Source organism: Odoribacter splanchnicus DSM 20712, from assembly GCF_000190535.1.
Taxonomy (GTDB): domain Bacteria; phylum Bacteroidota; class Bacteroidia; order Bacteroidales; family Marinifilaceae; genus Odoribacter; species Odoribacter splanchnicus.
In genome coordinates this window covers 3,136,561-3,156,619 of sequence record NC_015160.1, presented here as the reverse complement: position 1 = coordinate 3,156,619, position 20,059 = coordinate 3,136,561, and the positions used below count along the sequence as shown (strand labels likewise).

The 20,059-nt window shown below is 41.4% G+C and carries 18 protein-coding genes and 1 tRNA gene; 7 read left to right on the top strand and 12 right to left on the bottom strand.

Features of this window, described 5'->3' with window-relative positions; genetic code table 11:
* Positions 1–2: 2 nt before the first annotated feature.
* Positions 3–395, top strand: a complete 393-nt coding sequence (locus ODOSP_RS13320) for a YbaN family protein (RefSeq protein WP_013612822.1) — start codon at positions 3–5, stop codon at positions 393–395.
* Positions 396–518: 123 nt separating this feature from the next.
* Here ODOSP_RS13320 and leuS read toward each other — a convergent pair whose 3' ends face one another.
* Positions 519–3,290 carry a leucine--tRNA ligase gene (gene leuS, locus ODOSP_RS13315; RefSeq protein WP_013612821.1) on the bottom strand — a complete coding sequence of 924 codons (2,772 nt, stop codon included), beginning with the start codon at positions 3,288–3,290 and terminating at the stop codon, positions 519–521.
* A gap of 291 nt (positions 3,291–3,581) precedes the next feature.
* Positions 3,582–4,754, bottom strand: a complete 1,173-nt coding sequence (locus ODOSP_RS13310; protein WP_013612820.1) for a 6-bladed beta-propeller — start codon at positions 4,752–4,754, stop codon at positions 3,582–3,584.
* 79 nt (positions 4,755–4,833) lie between these two features.
* Here ODOSP_RS13310 and ODOSP_RS13305 point away from each other — a divergent pair, with 79 nt between their 5' ends.
* Together ODOSP_RS13305 and ODOSP_RS13300 are read left to right on the top strand one after the other, a co-directional pair.
* The gene (locus ODOSP_RS13305; RefSeq protein WP_013612819.1) at positions 4,834–6,282 is read left to right on the top strand and encodes a sodium:solute symporter; all 1,449 of its coding nucleotides are present in this window, start codon (positions 4,834–4,836) and stop codon (positions 6,280–6,282) included.
* An 84-nt stretch (positions 6,283–6,366) separates the two neighbouring features.
* Complete coding sequence (locus tag ODOSP_RS13300; protein ID WP_041556834.1) at positions 6,367–6,759, top strand: SPOR domain-containing protein; 393 nt, start codon at positions 6,367–6,369, stop codon at positions 6,757–6,759.
* A gap of 7 nt (positions 6,760–6,766) precedes the next feature.
* Here ODOSP_RS13300 and ODOSP_RS13295 read toward each other — a convergent pair whose 3' ends face one another.
* Positions 6,767–7,642, bottom strand: coding sequence for a VIT1/CCC1 transporter family protein (locus ODOSP_RS13295; RefSeq protein ID WP_013612818.1), 876 nt, complete (start codon positions 7,640–7,642; stop codon positions 6,767–6,769).
* Positions 7,643–7,754: 112 nt separating this feature from the next.
* Positions 7,755–8,693, bottom strand: coding sequence for a ribose-phosphate pyrophosphokinase (locus ODOSP_RS13290; protein ID WP_013612817.1), 939 nt, complete (start codon positions 8,691–8,693; stop codon positions 7,755–7,757).
* 259 nt (positions 8,694–8,952) lie between these two features.
* Between ODOSP_RS13290 and ODOSP_RS13285 the strand changes: the two genes are divergently transcribed.
* Positions 8,953–10,323, top strand: a complete 1,371-nt coding sequence (locus ODOSP_RS13285; RefSeq protein ID WP_013612816.1) for a dipeptidase — start codon at positions 8,953–8,955, stop codon at positions 10,321–10,323.
* Positions 10,324–10,460: 137 nt separating this feature from the next.
* On the opposite strand, the gene ODOSP_RS13280 is transcribed toward ODOSP_RS13285, so the two are convergent.
* From ODOSP_RS13280 to ODOSP_RS13270, 3 genes are all read right to left on the bottom strand, one after another.
* A complete protein-coding gene (locus ODOSP_RS13280) occupies positions 10,461–11,846 on the bottom strand; it encodes a COG3014 family protein (protein WP_013612815.1) in 1,386 nt (461 codons plus the stop codon).
* A gap of 111 nt (positions 11,847–11,957) precedes the next feature.
* Positions 11,958–12,560, bottom strand: coding sequence for a penicillin-binding protein activator LpoB (gene lpoB / locus ODOSP_RS13275; protein ID WP_013612814.1), 603 nt, complete (start codon positions 12,558–12,560; stop codon positions 11,958–11,960).
* 71 nt (positions 12,561–12,631) lie between these two features.
* On the bottom strand, positions 12,632–13,495 hold the full coding sequence (locus ODOSP_RS13270) for an N-acetylmuramoyl-L-alanine amidase-like domain-containing protein (protein WP_013612813.1): 864 nt from the start codon (positions 13,493–13,495) through the stop codon (positions 12,632–12,634).
* Between the two features lie 195 nt (positions 13,496–13,690).
* On the opposite strand from ODOSP_RS13270, the gene ODOSP_RS13265 reads away from it, so the two are divergent.
* Positions 13,691–14,521, top strand: coding sequence for an OmpA family protein (locus ODOSP_RS13265; RefSeq protein ID WP_013612812.1), 831 nt, complete (start codon positions 13,691–13,693; stop codon positions 14,519–14,521).
* 65 nt (positions 14,522–14,586) lie between these two features.
* Here ODOSP_RS13265 and pheS read toward each other — a convergent pair whose 3' ends face one another.
* From pheS to rbfA, 5 genes are all read right to left on the bottom strand, one after another.
* Complete coding sequence (gene pheS, locus ODOSP_RS13260; RefSeq protein WP_013612811.1) at positions 14,587–15,606, bottom strand: phenylalanine--tRNA ligase subunit alpha; 1,020 nt, start codon at positions 15,604–15,606, stop codon at positions 14,587–14,589.
* A gap of 85 nt (positions 15,607–15,691) precedes the next feature.
* On the bottom strand, positions 15,692–16,081 hold the full coding sequence (locus ODOSP_RS13255; protein WP_022160795.1) for a VanZ family protein: 390 nt from the start codon (positions 16,079–16,081) through the stop codon (positions 15,692–15,694).
* A 17-nt stretch (positions 16,082–16,098) separates the two neighbouring features.
* Complete coding sequence (locus tag ODOSP_RS20475) at positions 16,099–16,911, bottom strand: peptidylprolyl isomerase (protein ID WP_041557435.1); 813 nt, start codon at positions 16,909–16,911, stop codon at positions 16,099–16,101.
* A gap of 14 nt (positions 16,912–16,925) precedes the next feature.
* The gene (locus tag ODOSP_RS13245; protein WP_013612808.1) at positions 16,926–18,128 is read right to left on the bottom strand and encodes an ABC transporter permease; all 1,203 of its coding nucleotides are present in this window, start codon (positions 18,126–18,128) and stop codon (positions 16,926–16,928) included.
* Positions 18,129–18,180: 52 nt separating this feature from the next.
* A complete protein-coding gene (rbfA, locus tag ODOSP_RS13240) occupies positions 18,181–18,516 on the bottom strand; it encodes a 30S ribosome-binding factor RbfA (protein WP_013612807.1) in 336 nt (111 codons plus the stop codon).
* A gap of 80 nt (positions 18,517–18,596) precedes the next feature.
* Between rbfA and ODOSP_RS13235 the strand changes: the two genes are divergently transcribed.
* Together ODOSP_RS13235 and ODOSP_RS13230 are read left to right on the top strand one after the other, a co-directional pair.
* Positions 18,597–18,669 (top strand) — tRNA-Pro (locus ODOSP_RS13235).
* 123 nt (positions 18,670–18,792) lie between these two features.
* Positions 18,793–20,007 (top strand): tyrosine-type recombinase/integrase, encoded by a 1,215-nt coding sequence (locus ODOSP_RS13230; RefSeq protein ID WP_013612806.1) that lies wholly within the window; start codon positions 18,793–18,795, stop codon positions 20,005–20,007.
* Positions 20,008–20,059: the final 52 nt, after the last annotated feature.

Here is a 20,059-nt window from a genome sequence, read left to right as displayed (position 1 = left end):
CGATGAAAAAATTTTTGTTCATTACCATAGGTGTCCTTTCTGTAATCTTGGGAATAATCGGAATATTCGTGCCTGGATTACCCACTACCCCTTTTATTTTATTGAGTTCCTGGTTATTTTATAAAAGTTCGAAGCGATTGCATGATCGTTTACATCGTTCCCCCCTTGGAAAATATATCCGCCGTTACGAATCCCGGCAAGGGATGAGTTTAACCGGTAAATTCATTTCGATTGCCTGTATGTGGATCATGATCAGTATTTCTGCTTTTCTTATCCTTGAAGATTTCAAAATACGTGTTCTTTTGTTGATATTGGGAGCTATCGGTACAGGAAGTATATTATTGATCGTCCCGACTGCTAAGCGGCAAAATCCGGGATCTGAAGAGGCCCGGTAGGATCGTACAGTCGCCGCCGCCCGGCCATAAGTTTATTTTTTCTTTCTATTCCGATTTCGGAATAGAAAGAAAAAGGGAACAGTATTGACACCGTTCCCTTTATATAATATAGAATTACACCGGTTATGCGATCACGACATTAACGATTTTTTTCGGAACAATAATCATTTTCCGGATTTCTTTTCCTTCAAGCCATTTGCCTGCCTCAGGGGAGGCTTTGACTGCAGCTTCGATTTCTGCCTGGGTTGCAGTCAACGGCATATTCAGTTTGAAACGTACTTTACCGTTGAAAGAAACCGGATATTCAAAGCTATCTTCCACCAGGTATTTTTCTTCCCATTGAGGGAAAGTTGCTCCGGTTACGCTTTCGGCATGTCCCAACAAATGCCACAATTCTTCAGCAATATGAGGAGCATAGGGTGCTATAGCAACGACCAGGGGTTCGAGAATAGCCCGTTTATTGCATTTCAGTGCAGCCAATTCGTTGGTACAAATCATAAAAGCCGGAATAGAAGTATTGAAAGAAAAATTTTCGATATCGAATTCGATTTTTTTCAAGGTTTTATGAAGTACTTTTAATTCTTCTTTGGTCGGTACTTCGTCACTGACAGAGAATTCTTCTCCGTTCAGGAACAAACGCCAGAATTTACGTAAGAATTTATATACGCCGTCGATGCCTTGTGTATCCCAGGGTTTGTGTGCTTCAAGCGGTCCCAGAAACATTTCGTAAAGTCGTAAAGTATCGGCTCCGAATTGTTCGATGATATCGTCCGGATTGACTACGTTGAACATAGATTTCGACATTTTTTCAACGGCCCAGCCACAGATGTATTTACCGTCTTCGAGAATAAATTCGGCATCGGCATAATCAGGCATCCATTTTCTGAAGGCTTCTGTGTCCAAAATGTCGTTCTTGACGATGTTGACATCTACATGGATCTCGGTTGTTTCGTATTGACTTTTCAAACCGGCAGATACATAGGTATTGGTCCCTACGATGCGGTATACGAAATTCGAACGCCCTTGTATCATTCCCTGATTGATCAGTTTCTTGAAAGGTTCCGGTTCACAAACTACTCCTAAGTCATATAAAAACATATTCCAGAAACGGGAATAAATCAAGTGCCCTGTTGCGTGTTCTGCTCCTCCCAGATACAGATCGACATTACGCCAGTACGCATCTGCTTCATGGCTGACCAATGCTTTATCGTTGTGCGGGTCCATATAGCGGAGGTAATAAGCCGATGATCCCGCAAATCCCGGCATGGTATTCAACTCGATCGGATATCCTTCTTTCGTGGTCCAGTTTTTAGCCCGGCCGAGAGGAGGTTCTCCGTTTTCCGTGGGCAGATATTTATCGATTTCAGGTAATTCCAAAGGTAATTCTGCCTCATCTATCATATAGGGCATACTGTCTTTGTAGTATACAGGAAACGGTTCGCCCCAATACCGTTGACGACTGAAAATGGCATCCCGTAGGCGGTAATTGATCTTGCTCTTCCCGATCCCCCGTTTCTCCACTTCTTCGGCGATGAAAGCGATAGCTTCTTTTACTTCCATGCCGTCGATCAGTCCACTGTTGATCATCTTCCCTTCTTTGGCATCATACGAACTCTTGCTGAGATCGATAGGCTGGCCGTTATCGATAACCGGGATGACCGGCAGATTGAACTTACGTGCAAAAGCGTAGTCACGGCTGTCGTGGGCCGGTACGGCCATGATAGCTCCCGTTCCGTAGCCTGCCAATACATACTCACTGATCCATACCGGAATCGCTTCGTTGGTAAACGGATTCATCGCATAAGAACCGGTGAATACGCCGGTCACGGTTTTGATCTCGCTTTGGCGTTCGCGTTCGGTACGTTTAGCTACATAGTCAAGGTATTCAGCTACTGCTTTTTCCTGATCGGGGGTGGTCAGTTGCCTGACATAATCGCTTTCCGGTGCCAGTACCATAAAGCTCACCCCATAGATCGTATCGGGACGGGTTGTAAAGATCTTCAATTGTATATCCGAGTCTTTTACATCGAAAATCACATCGGCTCCCTGCGAACGTCCGATCCAGTTGCGTTGGATATCTTTCAGCGAATCGGACCATTCCAGGTGGTTCAATCCGTCCAGCAAACGCTGTGCGTAGGCAGAAACCCGTAAAGACCACTGTCGCATATTCTTTTGTACGACCGGGAAACCACCTCTCACCGAGAGTCCTTCTTTGACTTCATCATTGGCTAACACAGTTCCCAGCTGAGGACACCAGTTCACCATCGTATCGGCCAGATAAGCGATCCGGTAATTCAACAATACACGCTGTTGTTCCCGGATATCCATGGCTTTCCAGGCTTCGGCCGTGAAGATCGGGGTATCCGAGTTGGCTGCATTGATATTTGCGTTCCCTTCTTTTTCAAAGGTTTCTACCAGTTTGGCGATCGGTTCGGCTTTTTGAGTATCTTTATTGAACCAATGGTTGAACATTTGGATAAATGCCCATTGTGTCCATTTATAATATTTCGGATCGCAAGTTCTCACTTCCCGGTCCCAGTCGAAAGAAAAACCGATTTTATCGAGTTGTTCCCGATAGCGGGCAATATTTTTCTCTGTTGTAATGGCCGGATGTTGTCCTGTTTGGATGGCATATTGTTCGGCTGGCAAACCATATGCATCGAATCCCATCGGATGCAACACATTGAATCCTTTCAGACGTTTATATCTGGAATAAATGTCGGATGCGATGTAGCCGAGTGGGTGGCCGACGTGCAAACCGGCTCCGGAAGGATAAGGGAACATATCCAGTACATAAAATTTCGGTTTGGACGGATCGACGTCGACTTTGTAAGTCTGATTTTCTTTCCAGTAGCTCTGCCACTTTTTCTCTACCTCCTTAAAGTTGTATTCCATGATAATATAGATTGTTTATGATTTCATTTTGAGGCACAAAGATATAAAGTAAAAGGTAAAAGCTAAAAGGTAAAAGCTAAAAAGTAAAGGATAAAGTTGTGGCGGAACATAAAATGACAGAAGTTTCTAAAGTCATGCAGATAATGCTGCCGGTAAGCTGTTCCGGCTTGAAATGTTTGATTTCCTGTAAGTCTTGCCGGTCGCGGTATACAGGAGATCTTTATCCCGGACAGTAGCCGGATGACAGACGGTCAACGATAATAAGCCGGAAGGATAATGATTTGCATGAGGTTAGAATTGTGGTTTCAGGTGATAAATGACGATGACAGGGTTATCTTCTTCTTTCAGTCGGAATTGTAAGGTTTGCTTTTGTCGGGAGACCGGTAAATATCGATTTCCGTTGTTGGGATCATAGTATTTTTCGTCGTCGTTCAATACTGCTAAGGCGGAAACAGCCATCGGAGCATAAGTGTGACCGCGAAAGTTATCGTTTAGTTCGACGAGTATACCTTGGTGTGTCGTTTTATTCCAGATCAGTTCCTGAGGTTCGGAGCCATTGTATAAAATGAAAAAATAAGAATCCGATTCGTATATATTTTTGATAAAGATACCGGAGCTGACCAAAAGACTGCCTGCTTTCATGGGATCCGAACCGTTCAGTTGCCGGAGAATCCGGTCCGGAATAACTTTGTCTTTTAATGCATTGATAATGAAACGGGGAGATAAAGAATCTTGCCGGTATTGGAAGATCGTATCGTTATAGAGTATGGCACAACTCAATTCTTGTTTATAGGGTGCCGTTTCAAAAAAATCGAGGTTTACCCGGTTAAGAGTATTGCCTAAATCGAGTGAGAGCGGGACATATCCGATATCTTTGAGTTCATCGGTATTGTAATTATAAGTGGAATAAAATACGTTACATCGATACATCAGGTCGTATTTGAAAAGTAATTTCCCCGGTTCGGCAAAATCGATCGAGTTTATACTACGGATGATATCGGTATCCCGATGTAGTTGGGGTACCAGATCGACACTCCGGATGAATCGGTTTGTGGGCGTATAAAATAAGAGCTTATCCGAATCGAAAATAATCACTGTGTCTGCCTGAGGCGGAAAACAATAAGATTGAATAGAACGATATTCCCGTGGGCCTCTGCCCCGGGTACCGATGGTATTCAGAAATTTCCCCTGACGGTTGAAAACATAGAGGGAATCGTTTTCCGAATTTACCAGGAAAATATATTTATCGGTGATTTTCAGCTGTTTTACTCTGCCGATTAAAATCCGATCCGAGGTTTCTAAAGGGATGTAGGTACAACTGTCGATGAGTTGGGTTGGATCGAAAGACCGGACTTTCTGCAAGTCGCTTTTAGAAATACGGGTAACATCTATATTTCGGGGGACGGTTGGGTGCCCGCAATTGAATAGGAAACAAGCGAATAGACAGAAAAAAAGTAGCCGCATCGGAAAGGGAATTAGGGTTCTTTAGCAAATGTATAAAAAAATAATTACTTTCGTACGGTAATGGGCTTAAAACAAGGATATGTCGTCGGGTTTAGTGCTATTTATTTTGCTTGCTTATTTCGGGATACTGATTTTGATCAGTTATTTTACTTCCCGGAAATCGGATAATGAGACTTTTTTTACGGCTAATCGGACTTCCCCCTGGTATTTGGTGGCTTTTGGGATGATCGGGACCTCCCTTTCAGGAGTAACGTTTATCTCCATACCGGGTGAAGTCGGGAATAGCAATTGGACTTATTTGCCCGTCGTAATGGGAAATTGCATCGGATATGTGGTGATTGCCTTGGTTTTATTACCTTTATTTTACAAGTTGAATTTGGTGTCCATTTATTCCTGGCTGGGTATCCGTTTCGGTGAAAAAGCCCGTTTGACCGGATCGTTTTTCTTTATTTTATCTCAGTTGGTCGGCGCTTCGTTTCGTTTGTTCTTAGTGGTTGGAGTATTGCAATTGGCTTTATTCGACAGTCTGGGAATTCCATTTGCTTTGACGGTATTTATTACCTTAGGATTAGTGTGGATATACACTTTTCGGGGTGGTATAAAAACGATTGTTTGGACGGATACCTTACAAACGGTTTTTATGCTGATTTCGGTGGTTTTGACTATTGCCGTCATTTGTCAGGAGCTGGATCTGAATTTTAGTACGATGGCCGGTTCTATTCGGGAGAGTTCTTATGCCCGTATCTTTGATTGGGACTGGCGTTCTTCCCACAATAGCCTGAAACAGTTTCTGGCCGGAATAGCGATTACGGTTGCTATTAATGGATTGGACCAAAATATGATGCAAAAGAGCTTGACCTGTCGTTCACTGAGAGACTGCCGGATCAATATGTATTCTTTTTCTTTTCTGTTTTTACTTACGAATGTTTTATTTCTCGCGTTGGGAGCTTTATTATATATATATGCGGAGATGAAAATCGTAGAACTTCCCGGAAAATCGGACGATGTTTTTGCTTTTTTATCGATGAACTATTTCGGAGTAACCACCGGTTTATTTTTCTTGCTGGGCATAACGGCAGCTGCTTACTCTTCTGTAGATTCTTCCCTGACCTCTTTAACCACTTCCTTCAGTATCGATTTTTTGAAGATCGATCCAAAGGATCCTTTGCAAAAACGCCGGAGAATAGGAGTACATCTGGCTTTTTCACTATTGATGTGTATCGTAGTAATTCTTTTTCGGGAATTGAATAATACCAGTGTCGTCAATGCGGTATTGAAAGCTGTCGGTTATACGTATGGGCCGATTTTAGGGTTGTTTACTTTTGGGCTGATGACCGAATATCAGGTAAAAGGAAAATTTCTGCCTTGGATATGTTTGCTGTCACCCCTGATTTCTTATGTCCTCGATCATTTTTCAGAACAATGGTTTTGGGGCTATTGTTTCGGTTTTGAAATTTTATTGGTGAATGGTTTTTTGTGCTTTCTGGGTTTATGGATTTTCCGTAAACGAATAGTAGAAGCAATATAACCTCATAGATTTGTTAAAATTATTTTATAATGTTATCTTTAACGCCGATAAAGCGTAATAGTGATAGAAATTAATTACAGCACGATGAAAATTACTGTTATTTTACTAGCCCTTTCTTTGTTGTGTCTTTTTTCCTGTAAGGATAAAAAGGTAAAAGAAGAATTGACGACACAGAAAGTAGAAGTTGTTGAAGTGGCAAAACCGGAACCGGTGGCTCCTCCTAAAGAAGAACCGAAACCTGTTGTGAAACAGGTGAATTATTATCTGGTGGCCGGATGTTTTAAAATTCCGGAGAATGCTGAACGTTTACAGGCTAAATTAATCCAGGAAGGTTACGACTCCCGGATTGTTCCTTTTTATAATATGAGCATGGTCACTTATGATGGCTATGAAACTCGTAAAGAGGCACAAGTGGCTCTGAACCGGATTGTGAGAGAACCAGGAAAAGAACGGACCTGGGTATATCCTGTCAGATAAACCGGGCTTACAACTCTATACCTGTAAAAACCCGAAGTGCATAGCCGATTAGGAAACTGATCGCTGCTATGCCTATACTGATTATTGCCATTTCAGTAAAGCGATGCCGGAAGCTTTCTGTTTTGACAATGGAATAATAGTAATTGAAAATAGCTATAATCACTAATGCTCCGAACAGACAGACGCCCAGCCCCCAATATACATTGGACAGGAGGACGAAAGGCAAAATCAGGACAACGACAGTGATAACATAAGCGATTCCGGTGTATACGGCGGCTTTTAGTGCATTTTTGTGAACATCGTTTTCAGTTCGGGTAGAGAGATATTCCGAGGCAGCCATGGAAAGAGCTGCTGCAATGCCGGTAATAGCGCCTGTCAGGGCTACCAGTTTGGCATGTTGAAGGGCAAAAGTATAGCCGGCCAGGGCTCCGGTAAATTCTACCAGCGCATCGTTCAGTCCTAAAACGACAGAACTCATATAATTCAGCCCTTCTTCATCGATAAGCTCGATTAATCTCGATTCATGAATTTCTTCATCCCGGGCAATTTTTTGTAAATCTTCCAAATGAGTTTGACGGTAGGCTTCCTGAGCATATTTTTCACTATTTTCCATCAGTTTGATACTGAAAGTAAGCCCGAATAAACGGGCAATCCAAACATAGAAACGAACTTTGCCTTTTTTAGGCCCTACTTCCTTTTGGGTATATGTTTTCAGGAGCTGGTAATGTCCTGATTCTTCTGCTGCTAGCTCGGTTAATATCCGGCGGTTATTTTCATTTTTTTGTAAAAGTGATAGTTGATGGTAGATATGGTGTTCGGTGATTTCATTAGTTTGAAATGCTAATAACTGTTTGGTTTCCTGGGAAGTTAAAGCGGGCATCATTTATGGGTGTGGTTAAGTAAAAAACGTTTCGTTATGTTACGGTATTCCATGAGCCAGGTTACAAAAAAAAGCGAAGACCATGCTTCGCTTTTTATATCCGATCAGGTAAAGACTACATAATAAAGTGATCACTGATAGAACGGTGTTCAACGACATTCCGGATTGTTTCTGCAAACATGTCGGCAACAGAAATCACTTTGATTTTACTGCATTCCTGGTGTAAAGGAATAGAATCCGTAAATATAACTTCGTCTAAAGCTGATTTTTCGATATTCTCATAGGCTTTTCCCGAAAGTACGGCGTGAGTAGCTACGGCTCTTACCGATAAAGCACCTTTCTCTTTCAGGATACTGGAAGCCTTACAGATAGTTCCGGCAGTATCGATCATATCGTCTACGATCACTACATTCTTACCTTCTACATCTCCGATTACTTTCATGTCGGCCACTTCATTCGGTCTTTCTCTGGTTTTGTGACAGATCACTAACCCTGAATCGAAGAATTTTGCCCATGAATTAGCACGTTTAGATCCGCCGATATCCGGTGAAGCAATAGCCAGATTCTCGAGTTTCAGAGAACGGATATAGGGAGCAAGTACCGTGGAACCATACAAATGGTCTACCGGAATATCGAAGAATCCCTGAATCTGATCTGCGTGTAAGTCCATCGTCATGATCCGGTCGACCCCAGCAGCACATAACAAATTGGCTACTAACTTAGCACCGATAGCTACCCGCGGACGGTCTTTTCTGTCCTGACGTGCAAAACCGAAATACGGAATGACAGCTACTACTTTATAGGCAGAAGCACGTTTAGCCGCATCGATCATCATTAATAACTCCATGAGGTTATCACTAGGCGGGAAAGTGGATTGTACGATAAAAACATGATCACCACGAACTGTTTCATCGTAAGAAGTCGCAAATTCTCCGTCACTGAAATGTAATAAAGTCTTTTGTCCGAGATCTAAATTCAACGATTTAGCAATTTTCTCAGCAATATACTTGCTGTTTTCCCCGGAAAAAATCTTAACTTCGGAAAGATCTGACATAATTTAGCCGTTTCAATATTTATGTTTTAAGACGCTGTAAAATCGAATTTCAGATATTATTACCCAACTCACTTGTGAGCTATTTTGCAACAAAAGTAAGTAATTAATTGAATATTAGAAATTGAAAATTGAAAATAATTTAGTCTGTAAAGGGAAATGCCTTTTTTGCCTTTTACCTTTTACTTTTTAGCTTTTCTTCTTATCTTTATACCGTTTGTGAAGAATTTCTAATTATTTAATTTCAATTTTCAACCTAACTATGGAAAAATTAAACCAATACATCGAGGAGAATAAGGAGCGGTTTCTGAATGAGCTGTTCGAGTTGATACGTATTCCTTCTATCTCATCTGAGGTAGAACACAAGCCCGATATGTATCGTTGTGCAGAAAAATGGAAATCCCTTTTACTGGCGGCCGGTGCCGATAAAGCCGAAGTTTATGAGACCGAAGGAAATCCGGTTACTTATGGCGAAAAAATCATCGATCCGTCTCTGCCGACTGTATTGGTATACGGACATATGGACGTTATGCCTGTCGATCCGGTGGAATTGTGGCATACGCAGCCTTTTGAACCCGTGATCAAAGACGGAAAGATCTGGGCTCGTGGTGCAGACGATGATAAAGGCCAATCGTTTATGCATGCTAAAGCTTTCGAATATATGGTGAAAACCGGTAATCTCAAGTGTAATGTGAAATTTATGCTGGAAGGTGAAGAAGAAATCGGTTCTCCGAGCTTGCCGAAATTCTGCCGGGATCACAAGGAGATGCTGAAAGCCGATGTTATTCTGGTTTCCGATACCAGTATGATAGCTCCCGACGTTCCTTCTATTACTACCGGTTTGAGAGGTTTGGCCTATTGGGAGGTGGAAATGGTCGGCCCGAATGCTGATTTACATTCCGGTATTTTCGGAGGTGCTGTGGCAAATCCGATCAATGTATTGTGTAAGATGATCGGAGATATGATCGATGACAAAGGACATATCACTATTCCCGGATTTTATGACGACGTATTGGAAGTCAGTGCAGATGAGCGGGCCAAAATGGCCAAAGCTCCGTTTAATCTGGAAGCTTACCAAAAATCTTTAGGTATAAAAGCCGTACATGGCGAAGAAGGATTCTCTACCAACGAGCGAACCGGTATTCGTCCCACATTCGATGTATGTGGTATTTGGGGAGGTTATACCGGAGAAGGGGCAAAAACAGTACTGCCTTCTGTGGCCCATGCAAAAATCAGTTGCCGTTTGGTTCCCAATCAAAAACACGATAAAATTGCTAAATTGTTCCAGGAATATTTCGAATCCATTGCTCCGGAATATGTGAAAGTGAAAGTAAGCTATCTGCATGGCGGACCGTCTTATGTTTGTCCGATAGATTTACCTGCATATAAAGCTGCAGAAAAAGCATATGAAGAAGTTTATGGAAAGCAACCGATACCGGTGCGCTCGGGAGGTAGTATTCCAATTATCGCTACTTTTGAAGAAGTGCTGGGAATCAAATCTATTTTGATGGGCTTCGGACTGGGAGCCGATGCTATCCATTCACCTAATGAGAATTATCCGTTAGAGCAGTTCTTTAACGGCATTCGTACTATTCCGTTATTCTACAAGCATTTTGTAGAAGATGTGCATTAATCTTCTTCATACTACTTAAATTGGCGGACCTATGTTTCTCTGACTGGATTTTACTATCAGAATCGTAGGTCCGCTAATTTTTACCGGGGATTAGCCGATTCGCAAAAAATTGGCCGGATCGCATTTCTGATTTATCCTTATAGCGTGGTATAGACGAAAAAGCGGGTTCGTTTACCATTGGCAGGAATGGTCAGTTTTTGCAGATCCTGGGTTCCGGGATGATTGCCTGAGAACTTTAATTCGATATTGTTTTCACTGGCTTGTAGAGGAACACGGGCATAAGAAATCGAGTAGGGAAGGGTTTGCCAGTTGCGGGTATCTGCCTTCTCTGTAATTGCATTGGTCAGGCTGACGGCCAGACCGAGCCATTCATTTTGTTTGGAGGTTGCATATTTCAAGCCTTGTTTAATGCCTACCCGCAACAGCGAATTGGATAATTCCCTCAACATGCGGTCGTGCAGCGTTTTGAAGGCGATTTGATTGATGTCTTCGGCCATTTGTAAAGTATAGTTTTTCCCGTCATAGCTGATAACTCCTTGGGTGAAAGGACGCGGGCGTTCGACATATTTCGGGAATACGACCCGGACTACATCGATGTTCGCCAGGGAATTGCGGTCGTTTTCACTATATCCGTTTCCCCAGAAGAAAGGAAAGGTCAAACCGAGTTCTTCGTTGTGAAATACGATAACCCCGTCTCCTTTATCGATTTTGGTAAAAGTAATTCCCCATTCTGCTTTGACCGGCCCGAAACCGTTCAGCCAAAAAAATACTAATTGTCCGTTGGCCGGGAGCGGAGCCGGGGTATATTTCTGTTGGAATTCTTTTTCATACCCGGCTAACTCTTGGGTGAGTCCCGATTGATAGGCTGTACGCAGCAAGTCTTTTTCTAATTGTTCGGGAGCAGCTAACCCGAAATTTTTTAAATAGTCGGTTTGATAGGTGTTATAAGCATTCCGGTAGGCGATGAAAGCATTATTGTAATCTCCTGCAGCATCGTATATCAAGCCCATCAGTAATTGGGCAAATGCATCCCGTTGATAACGGTTTTTATGATCCGGGTATTTGTCATTTAATTGCTGTAGACGAATATTGATTTTACGTACTTCTACCAAAGCATCTTCCATATTATTCAACTGAAGGTAGTTCAGAGCCTTGTAAAAGTTAATCATGATCACTTCGAAATCTTCCGGGCGATAAGGACGGATTTCCGGATTCGAGATCAATACGGCAGCTTCTGTCAGCAGATTACGTTGTTGGTCTTCGGTCAGCTGTTCGGCGATTTCGAAAGCTTGATTACTCTTTTCGTAATGGCCTAACATAAATTCGACATAACCTTGATTCAGGTAATACAGTATTTTGTTTTTATCCCGGGCTTGTTTTTTATCCTTTTGCAGGAGTTTTTCAGCTTGCTCGAACTCGCCTTTACTTACAGCATCCTGAAATGCGGCTGTGCGTTGATACCAGGTGGCACAACTTGAAACGATCCAACAAAGGAATAGGACGATACAAAACCGGAATTTCATTATTTAGAGTTTTTGATTTGCGACTTACGATGTATAACGTTACAGCTAACTGTACGTAAGTGATCGATCGAAAACCGCAAATCTAAAATTAATATCTGGGTGGCCTTTCTCTTACAGGGCTCTGTCGCTAACTTGTTTTTTGATTTTCTTATCTCCCATCCAAACCACTTCGTTCGTTTCCAGGTTGGTCAGTTCCAGATCTACCTGATAATAGACAACCTGTTCTTTTTTGTAGCTGTCGACGATGCTATTGATGGTTCCTTGCAACATGAAATCGGCACCCAATTCCAGTCCCCATTTTTTAGCTGTCTCCGGCGAAGTATAACCTTGGTTTTGTTCGTCCCGTTCGGTACGTAATTCCTGCCGTTTTTCCCCGGCTTGTACAAGCCGGACACTTCCGTTTTTAATGATTGCTTTCTCTATGTCTTTGATGAAAGTCTCCGAATTGATGTGCTCATGGCTCTTGTTGGTAACTGTTCCGACAACAACTACCGGACGTTTATTGTTGTGCTGGCTCTCATAAACCGGCAACCAGCGAGCTCCAAGAAGATCGTCTATCATCTCGGCTGAAACCAGTTGTGAGTCCGTATCGTTCCAGCGACCGCTTAAATCGATGACTTCGTTCGTATTGACACGGGATACTTTACGTGTGGCACAACTGCTGAAGGCAATTGCCAGTGCGAATACTATCGTTACAGTGAAAATCTTTCTCATAATATATTTGTTTTAGTTTTTGATTTATCAATCAATTCTTATGCCAGAATGAGAGAATAAAATTTGTATATCTATTCTGCTAATGTTTTAGCGGCTCTGGCGAGCATAATTCCACTTTGGGAATCGATCCCTTCCATATATTCCTGGAGGGGAAGGGAACTAATCATCACTTGCTTACCCTTGCTGGAAGCGTGCAATAGATAAGTCTTACCTTCTTTTTTCCAGGCAAAACCCAAATGAGAGGTGTCCAACCCTTTTATATGCGTTGTGATCAGGATGATATCTCCATTTTTTATTTTATTACAAGCTTCATTAATCTTATCTTTTGGAATATAATAATACGTCCTTTGATTTATTGCTGTTTCAATGGTTTTGATCTTTTTAAGTAAGCTTGAGTCTTTTTGGAGTTGTGGATATTTCTGACTGTGTTCCGACATAAAGCAGATTTGCTTGGAATAAGGGATCCCGCCGGCAAATTGTGTAATATCGGTCAGCAAATGAGCTTGTTGCATTTCATATAACCAATCTGAAGAATAGTGTAAACGGGAAGTATAGTCGACGATCTCTGCATTCCGGTATCTGAGCCGGATAATATTTTGCACGAAAGCCTCTGTCGATTGTTGATTATATTGTTCCAAAAATGCCAAAGCAAGGACATTTTCCACGAACGTCACACAATCTAATTCGTGTAGATTGATAACCGGCAGTTCCTCCCGGGTGACGTTCAAAGTATTGCTTTGATAAGGAGTCCCTAAAAAAAAACGGGCGATAGAAGGGATTCTTTCATTTACAGGAAGATTGCCCAAGCGATGTTCTTCTGCATATTTCCAAAAAGAATTTAATACTTTCTGATCGGACGAAGAGAGGCGGTAAGCCTCACAACTGTAACTAGAAAGGAACAAAAATAAGAAAAGATGTAAAATTAGCCGGATCATATTTGAATAGTTCTTATCGGTATTTCTAACTACAAAGTTAGAATATTCTGCATTATCCCGGAACTACTTTCCCAATTAATTCTATCCATAAAAAGGGATTTTCATAATTGCAGAATAATTTTTAAGTTTGTGGTGAAATGGTAGTTAGAGCGGTAGATTTTAATTATATTACAAATAAATAATTTCTTTACACAAATGAAAAGAATCATTTTTGCCTTATGCTTATTGATTGCAGTGACGTCGTGTGTATCTAAAAAGAAGTATATGGTTGCTGAAAACGGTCGGTTGGCAGCTTTAAGCCGTGAACGGGTACTGAACAGAAATTTGGGACAACAGAAAGATGAGATTGCAAAATTGAAGCAACAGATCACTGACCTGATGAGTGATACGACTCGTTTAGGTCAAGCCATCCGCGATTATCGAAAATCATTGTATTCCAATCTGTCCGAACAGGAAAAACTGAATATGTTACTGAAGGAAAAAATGGAGAAACTGGCCGAACGGGAAGCTACCATCAATAAATTACAGGCCGAAGTCGATGCGCAAAACGCACGTCTTCAAAGTTTATTGAATAGTGTCAAGGATGCTTTACTTGGATTTAGCTCGGATGAATTGACCGTGACCGAAAAGAATGGGAAAATATATGTGGCTATGTCGGATAAGCTGTTGTTCGAGTCGGGGAGTGCACAGGTCAACAAACAGGGTAAAGAAGCGTTGGGTAAATTAGCGGAAGTGCTGAAAAAACAGCATGATATCGATGTTTTCATCGAGGGGCATACCGATAACAAACCCATTAAAACCGTGCAATTTAAAGATAATTGGGATTTAAGTGTCGTACGTGCTACTTCTGTCGTACGTATTCTGACCAAAGATTATGGGGTGAATCCTTTACAGATTTTACCTTGCGGCCGGGGGGAGTTTATGCCGGTGGACAATAACGAAAGTGTAGAGGGACGGGCACACAACCGGCGTACCGAAATCATCATGGCGCCGAAATTGGATAAGCTGATGGATATATTGAAATAAAAGGTAAAAGGTATAAGGTGATATTTTTCAACCTTTTACCTTTTATTTTACACCTTCTATCTTTTCTATATTGCTGCAGTAAACTGCTCCAGAAAACGAATATCATTCTCAAAGAACAAGCGTAAATCTTTGATGCCGTATTTTAACATTGTGATACGCTCGATACCCATTCCAAGAGCAAAACCGGTATATTTTTCCTTATCGATTCCATTTAATTCCAATACGTTGGGATCGACCATTCCACAACCCAAAATTTCCAGCCAGCCGGTACCTTTACATACATTACATCCTTCTCCATGACACAACGAACAGGAAACATCCATTTCTGCCGAAGGTTCGGTAAATGGGAAGTAAGACGGTCTCAGCCGGATTCGGGTTTCCGGACCGAAAAGTTCTTTGGCAAAATAAGTCAGCGTCTGTTTTAAATCTGCAAAAGAAACATTTTCATCGATATAAAGCGCTTCGATCTGATGGAAAATACAATGTGCACGAGCTGAAATAGCTTCATTACGGAACACTCTTCCCGGCGTCACTAACCGGATGGGTAAGGAATGAGTTTCCATGTCGCGAACCTGTACCGAAGAAGTATGGGTATGCAATACGATATCCGGATTTTTCTCGATAAAGAAGGTATCTTGCATATCCCGGGCCGGGTGTTCTTCCGGAAAATTCAAGGCTGAAAAATTATGCCAATCGTCTTCTATTTCCGGACCTTCTGATATCGTGAAACCTAGTTTATTAAAAATAGCCAGAATTTCATTCTTTACGATGGACAATGGATGACGGCTTCCTAGCTTGATCAGGTCTCCCGGTAAAGTGAGATCCACACCGGTTTTACCCTGATCGGAATTACAAAGCTTTTCCTTTAACTCATTCACTTTATCTAAGGCTGCTGTTTTCAATTCGTTCAAAGTTTTTCCGATTTCTTTTTTTTGATCTGCCGGTACATTTTTGAAATCATCGAATAAAGCGGCAATGGTACCTTTCTTACTCAAATGCTTAATCCTGAATTGCTCAACCTCTGCAGGTGTGGTAGCGGTGAAGCTCCCGATCTCTGATATAATCTGCTTAATCTTGTCTAACATGGTAAAGGCTTTTGATTATCAAAGTCACAAAACTACTTTAATTAATTGAGAATTAAAAATTGAAAATTGAAATTTAGAATAGAATTCAATTTTTCATGGGGATGAATCTTTTTACAATAGGATAACACAGACAGCCTGCGATGCCGCCTGAAACATCTGCGACCAAATCCCACACATCCCCGCTTCGGTTGAAAAAATTGGCTTGCAATATTTCAATTCCTCCTCCGTAGATCAGTGCCACCAGGATGGCGATCAGATAGATCCGGCTTAGTTTTAAGCAACTATATTCCTCGAGTGGAAAGATTAAAAGAATGGATAAAACGAAATACATACCGAAATGAACTACCTTATCCAGATGAGGGATATTCCAGTGTGGATCAGGGATGTCATCACTGGGCATCGCACAGAGAATAAAAATAATCACGACCCATAAAATATTGGCCAGAATAAAAATATGGCGAAGTTTACTGCTCATATACATTGGCATTGGGGTTATTCGCTCAAAATTCTGACTTTTATTCTGACATCGGTGATAGGCCGGTCGTTTCCGTCTGTCGGAAGGGCGGCAATTTTATCGATTACCTCAAAACCTTCGATCACCTCTCCGAAAACAGTATATTCTTTATCCAAATGGTGTATACCTCCTTCGTTTATATAGGCATTCCGTTTTTCCTCCGGCATATAAATTTTGTTGGGATTGGCATTCCAGTCGAAAGCGATATCCTGTTTGATTTTCTCGGCAATTTCCCGGAATTCTTTTACTTTTTTCTGTTTTCGGAGGGTGTCCAGGATAGCTTTTTTCTCCGGAGTATAGTATTTTCGCTGAATAGCCCTTTTGATCGGAACATTTACTTGTTTTTCTATGATATCCAGTTCTTTGGGATCATACTTCCTACCCTGGACGATATAAAATTGGGAAATGTCCGATTCTTTGAAAAAATTAACCCGGTCGGGTTGGCGCGGTGCTGCTAATGCTCCTTTTTTGTGATAATGCTCCGGTTTGATTTCCGCATCGATAACGATCGGTTTACCGTACCCGATTGCAGCTCCCTTAATGGCTTTTTTACTATCCGACGAACCTCCCTGGATCACAAAATTTTTGATTACACGATAAAACAGACTGCCGTCATAGTGTCCGGCTTTGGCCAGACGGACGAAATTGTCCCGGTGGTTGGGGGTGTCGTTGTATAATTTTACAATCATGTTACCGAGATTCGTCTCGATAACCGCTTTTACTTCTTTTTCCTGAGCATATCCCATGTAAAAAAGACAGATTCCACATAATACACAAAAGAACTTTTTCATATTTTCTCCTTTCTTCATTTGGCAAGTTTATTCACCAGATATTTTACCGGGAAATAGGAGGCTGTATAGCCGATCGATAAGACGGCAAGCACGATGAGTAAAATATCTTCGAAAACAATTTTGACCGGATAGGCCGTGATGATATAGCTCCCGTCGCCGAGTGTGATCAATCCATATTTTTCCTGTAACAGACAGATGAGCGTCCCAAAGACGAGTCCAATGACTGCGCCGGCCATTGTGATAAGATTTCCTTCGGTTTTGAATACGGAAATGATTCTTTGATTTGTCATTCCCAGAGCTTTGTAAGTACCGAGGTCTTCTTTTTTATCCAGGATGAGCATCGAAATTGAACCGATAATGTTGAACGAAGCGATCAATAAGATAAACAGAAGAATCATAAAGACAGCCAGCTTTTCGGATTTCATCATAGCATAAAAGGCCTTGTTCAATTCGTATTTGTCTTCCAGACGATATGTTGTATCGGTGAAATCGGATAATTCTTTTTTTACTTCCGGGATCAGCTTACTGTCTTTCAGTTTAATTTCGATCTTCGAAATCTGATCGTTTATGCCGAAAAGACGTTGGGCGAATTCAAGATCTGTAAGTACATATTGACCTTCTATTTCTTGCTGGGAAGAAAAGAAAGCCGATGGGTACAGGTATGCTGTATTTAAAGCCGAAGCAGAAACTCCGGCATTTTTATCCGGATAATAAAATACCATAGGCGTTAGGAAATTGAGACCTATACCTAATTCTGCAGCCAGACCGTAACCGACAACCGATTTGTAGGTATCTCCGGTTTTGAGTTGAAAAGTACCTTGTATGATGTTATCCTCGAAATGGGTATTACGGGCATAGTCGTCGGCAACTCCTTTGATCGTTACCGGCGAAAGCTTGTCATCGTATTTTACGAGCGCTTTCTCTTCGACGATCTGATTGTAGTAGGCAACGGACGAATTATTGCGAAGTGCCTGATACAAAGAATCGTCGAAGTGGGAGAATTTACCTGTCAGAGGACTGATGACCAGATCGGGGGTGAAGCTGTCCGCACTCTTTTGTAATAACAGATCGATGCCATTGAAAACAGATAAGATGATTACCAATGCCGAAGTTCCGATAGCAACTCCAACGACACTGATGACCGAAATGATATTAATGGCATTCTGTTTCTTTTTGGAAAACAGATAGCGTTTGGCAATAAACAAAGACAGTTTCATTCCTGGATTGAATTGATGTCCGGTAACAAAGAGCGGTATCCGGATAGATGAATTATTTTAATAATTCGTCGATTTTGTCGATATAGTCCAGGCTGTCATCGACAAAGAAACGAAGTTCCGGCACGATGCGCATTTGTTTGCCGACTTTTTTCCCTAAAATGAACCGGATGCTTTTATTTTTTTCTTCCAGGCTTTTCATGACAGCCTCCACCCGTTCCGAAGGGAAAATACTGACATAAATCTTGGCATAAGAAAGGTCCGGACTGACCCGTACCGCTGTTACCGACAACATTGCTCCTTCTGTATATTCTTTACACTCCTGCTGAAACATCTCACTTAAATCTCTTTGAATCAGGCGTGCTACCTTATTTTGTCTTATCGAATCCATCGTATTTGAATTAAGTTGAAAAATTTTTCAACAAATATAGTATTTTTTCCTGATACTTTTATTACATTTGCATCCGCAAACGAGATGTAGCGCAGTTGGTAGCGCGCCACGTTCGGGACGTGGAGGCCGCTGGTTCAAGTCCAGTCATCTCGACAAAAAACAGGACGCACTGATTATCAGTGCGTTTTTTGTTTAAAGTTGACAAATTTTTGAGGAGTTGACAAAAAGTTGACAAAAATGGTTTTTGATGTTGGGAAGCTCTAAAAACCAGATGTCATGAAAAGGAAAAAAATAGTGATCCTGCCGAAATTGAACGATGCAGGTGGTAATTTGTCAAAAAAATGGTTTGTCTATTATTCTGTTCGTGATCCCCGGACGGATAAGATGGAACGTTTTAAGGATCATGTCGGTTTATCCCATCCGGATGAATCGGTACGGCGTGAACGTGCTGACAAAATTATTCAGGAACTTACTGTTAAATTGAAGAAGGGGTGGACTCCTTTTCTGGATGATACTGAAGCTATATATGAAGATCAACTTCAGTATAAACATGTGGCCGACATATATGGTACCCAAAAGGCTGCTAATGCTACTTTTCGAATGTTTGCATCTCAGTATATCGAGGAAAAGAAGAAAGAGAAACTGGAGGAGAAAACAATACAAACGTATGTTAGTAAATTACGGATGCTGACTGTATGGTCTGAAGCCAACAAAGGCCAGATTGATATTACAGCTTTTGATAATGCGTTAATCTTGGAGTTTTTCAATTATCTTGTAAATAAGAAAAAACTGGCAACCGGTACAATAAATGACTATCGTCAAATTATAAGTTCTGCTTTTGATTTTATAAAAGATCAGGGTAAAATCTCGGAGAATCCGGTTTACAATATTCCTTCAGGTGTGGATAAAGATATGGCACCGCGTCCGGTTGCTGAATGGGATATCGAGATATTCCGGGAAGCTATTACAAAGAATGACCCACAATTGTGGATGGCCATTGAATTTGAAACATATTGTTTTCTGAGACCAGGAAAGGAATTACGACTATTGAAGATCGGGGATATTGATTTTGCAAGAGGATTGATTAATGTGGATCGATTCCGGGCAAAAACGAATCGGGAACGTTATGCAACCATTCCACGACATTTTATGCTGAAACTGCGGAATATCTACCAATTGCAGCAATACAACCGGGATTACTATGTGTTTGGTAAAGAATATAAACCGGGACTTACACCACTTGGAAAGAATAATCTGAAGAACCGTTTTAATGGTTTCCGGACCCGATTAAATATGCCGGATAGTTACAAGCTGTACAGTTGGAAACACACCGGTAATTCACTGGCAGCAGACAGCGATATAAACATGTTGGCTCTACGCGACCAGAACGGACATACATCGGTACAAACCACAGAGATCTATCTGAAGCATAAACTCGGTGTTGTCAATAAGGAAATTCAAAACAAGTTTCCCTGTCTTGATACTTTGTGATTGCGACCTATCAACCTACCAATTGCAAATGCAATTGCATACAAATGCTCAC